This window comes from Pseudomonas sp. A125 (assembly GCF_055409485.1).
In genome coordinates, this window is sequence record NZ_JBUZVP010000071.1 from 1 (window position 1) to 2250 (window position 2250).

The window sequence follows — 2250 nt, forward strand, 5'->3', positions numbered from 1 at the left end:
GGCTTTTGGCCAAGTCGACCCAGACCTCCCCGACGCCACATTCTCGAATGGCAGAGAGATCCTGAGGCTCGGTCAGCAGGAAGCTGCCGCGCCAGAATGGGTGTCGAACCCAAGAGCCGGCGAGCTTGTGGATGTACATGCCGAGACGAAGCTCGGATACGGGAATGCGTTTTACCAACTTATTTTCCTTTCTGAGTTGGGTGGTTAGGCGTGCGCCGAGGCTGGCACCCAGCGGTAGAGCGGAGGTAAGGTCACGCCAAGATTCTTGGATCAGCCGGAACCGCCGAAATTTCCGTCAGCCGATCAACATGGCTTTGTCTCGCGCTCGGTCGATGCGTTCCTGCATCGCCTGCATGACTTCTTCGTGGGTGTACGACTTGGCGTTGGGGTCGTCGGCCTCTCGGAGAGCTTCCTCGACCTCGCGGGTCATCCGCGCATATTCTTCCGGCCACAGCGCTTGCTCCATGCGCAGCGACGCCTGCCCAAGCAGGTGCAGCAGGCCGAACAGCCGCATGTCATTGGTGGCGACGACGTGCTCTCGAATCCGCTCCTGGATCACCTCGCAGGCCCGATGCGCCTCTGGCGTCGCCGTGCCCTCGTAGCCGGCTGGGAGTTCTGCTTCTTCAGCGATTCGCGCCCAAGCGATAGCCAGCGCCTCGATGGTGGACAGGTTCATTTGCTCATCCACTTGCGCAGCAGACGCTTTTTCAGGGAGGCGCGCTCTTGCGGATTGCGTCCCTTGTGGTTGGCAATGCGATCCGCCGTGGCGGCCTGGCGCTTGATGGGCCAGTAGGAGCGGCCATCCTTACCCATCGACCAGACGTTGCTGACCTGGTTTTCCAGTAGAGGCAGATGGGCGCATAGAGCTTCCGGCGACGCGCTGGCCAGCGCGGTGCGCTCGTGGGTTCGCCAGCGCTGATGCCAGAGTTTCTTGTCCTCGCGCTCGCTACGGCAGGTCGTGTGCCCAACGATGGGCGTTTTGCGGCGGCTGCGGCTCATGATGTGGTTGTCTCCAAGAACATTCAGGACAGGCTTTCTGGGTAGAGCGCCGTCAACCGGGACAGGGTTTCTTGCACTTGTTCCAGCGAGGTCATCAGATGATCAACCTGATCCTGAAGATCCACGGCGAGATCAAATAGCTCAGCCACTCGGCTGCGTGATCCCTCGTTGAACGCGGCCATTGCCAGTTGATGCAGCTTCAACAGGTCGGTGCGCAGTTGCGGAGGTGCGCCGTCTGCGCTGTCATTCAAATCGCCGCGCAGCACGTCCACGGCATCGACTGCACGCAGCAGTGCCGTGGTATCGAAATTCTCGGGAGTCAGTTCGTCCCATTCGTCGTCGGTGATGCGGGCTGCCATCAGGAGAGCTCCGATTAAGCGGTTGCGAGCGTTAGATGCCCGATCGGCTCGGCTGCTGGCCGTACCTTGATTTCGATGTCGTAGCCGAGGCGATTCAGACAATCCATCAGCTTGCGTTCGGATAGATTGGTGAAGTCGCCGCGCATCATGCCCGACACCTTCGGTTGCGGGATGCCCATGCGTTTGGCCGCCGCTTGTTGAGTCAGCCCAAGGGCGCGCATGGCCCTCCTGATCTCGACCACCAGGCCGGTCTTGATCTTGAGCTTTTCAGCGTCAGGCAGTCCAAGGTCGGCAAAGACGTTGCCCGAGCTGCGCTGAACCTCGACGCCTTCAATGATTCGTTTTTGCATTTCGTAGCTCCTGTGCCAATACCTCGGCCACCTTCAGCCGAGCGCGGATGATGTCCATGTCGGCCTTTGGCGTGGCGATTCCGCTCTTGCTCTTCTTCTGGAAGCAGTGCAGGACGAACACCGCTTCCGCAAACTTGACCGTGTATACCGCTCGATAGGTGCCGCCGGCATCGTCTTCGACGACCTCCAGCACGCCGGCACCACCGAACCCCTTGAGCACCTTTGCTGCGTCATCCTGATCGCCTATCTGCGCCAACGAGAGCGCGTAACCGAAACGGCGACGCACGTCGGACGGCAACGCCATCAAATCCTTGTGGCTGCTCGCGATCCATTCGAGCGGTTTTTCTTTGTTTGTCATGACGGAATTTTATACCTGTTCAGGTAATGATGTAAACGCGGCAACCTCAAGGAGGTGTCGTAAAACATTTGTTTTGCGACAGGCTGTCAGCCGCCGCTGTGCTACCTGTGCAACACCCCCTCAAAAATGTACGGAAAACTCTATCGCTATTCACTATTATGCGGAAACCTGTTTTTGATGGTTA

Annotated in this window: 6 protein-coding genes; all 6 read right to left on the minus strand. The window is 58.9% G+C overall.

What is annotated here, in order from left to right; genetic code table 11:
* Window positions 1–139 (minus strand): DUF3391 domain-containing protein (locus ACZRN6_RS36345; RefSeq protein WP_237047326.1); only part of this gene is annotated, 139 nt, incomplete at its 3' end.
* Window positions 140–295: 156 nt separating this feature from the next.
* Window positions 296–676 carry a hypothetical protein gene (locus ACZRN6_RS36350; protein WP_001054412.1) on the minus strand — a complete coding sequence of 127 codons (381 nt, stop codon included), beginning with the start codon at window positions 674–676 and terminating at the stop codon, window positions 296–298.
* On the minus strand, window positions 673–999 hold the full coding sequence (locus ACZRN6_RS36355) for a hypothetical protein (RefSeq protein ID WP_000091614.1): 327 nt from the start codon (window positions 997–999) through the stop codon (window positions 673–675). Before ACZRN6_RS36355 ends, ACZRN6_RS36350 begins: the two co-directional genes overlap by 4 nt.
* Before the next feature lie 23 nt (window positions 1000–1022).
* Complete coding sequence (locus tag ACZRN6_RS36360) at window positions 1023–1358, minus strand: hypothetical protein (protein ID WP_000741275.1); 336 nt, start codon at window positions 1356–1358, stop codon at window positions 1023–1025.
* A 14-nt stretch (window positions 1359–1372) separates the two neighbouring features.
* Window positions 1373–1708, minus strand: a complete 336-nt coding sequence (locus ACZRN6_RS36365) for a helix-turn-helix domain-containing protein (RefSeq protein ID WP_001172026.1) — start codon at window positions 1706–1708, stop codon at window positions 1373–1375.
* Window positions 1689–2066: a type II toxin-antitoxin system RelE/ParE family toxin gene (locus ACZRN6_RS36370; protein WP_003151133.1), complete on the minus strand. Its 378-nt coding sequence runs from the start codon at window positions 2064–2066 to the stop codon at window positions 1689–1691. The genes ACZRN6_RS36365 and ACZRN6_RS36370 overlap by 20 nt, the downstream gene beginning before the upstream one ends.
* Between the last annotated feature and the right edge of the window lie 184 nt (window positions 2067–2250).

Bases quoted from the DNA above. Each gene is read 5' to 3' on its own strand.
- ACZRN6_RS36350 (WP_001054412.1), bottom strand. From the start codon at position 676: ATGAACCTGTCCACCATCGAGGCGCTGGCTATCGCTTGGGCGCGAATC.
- ACZRN6_RS36355 (WP_000091614.1), bottom strand. From the start codon at position 999: ATGAGCCGCAGCCGCCGCAAAACGCCCATCGTTGGGCACACGACCTGC.
- ACZRN6_RS36360 (WP_000741275.1), bottom strand. From the start codon at position 1,358: ATGGCAGCCCGCATCACCGACGACGAATGGGACGAACTGACTCCCGAG.
- ACZRN6_RS36365 (WP_001172026.1), bottom strand. From the start codon at position 1,708: ATGCAAAAACGAATCATTGAAGGCGTCGAGGTTCAGCGCAGCTCGGGC.
- ACZRN6_RS36370 (WP_003151133.1), bottom strand. From the start codon at position 2,066: ATGACAAACAAAGAAAAACCGCTCGAATGGATCGCGAGCAGCCACAAG.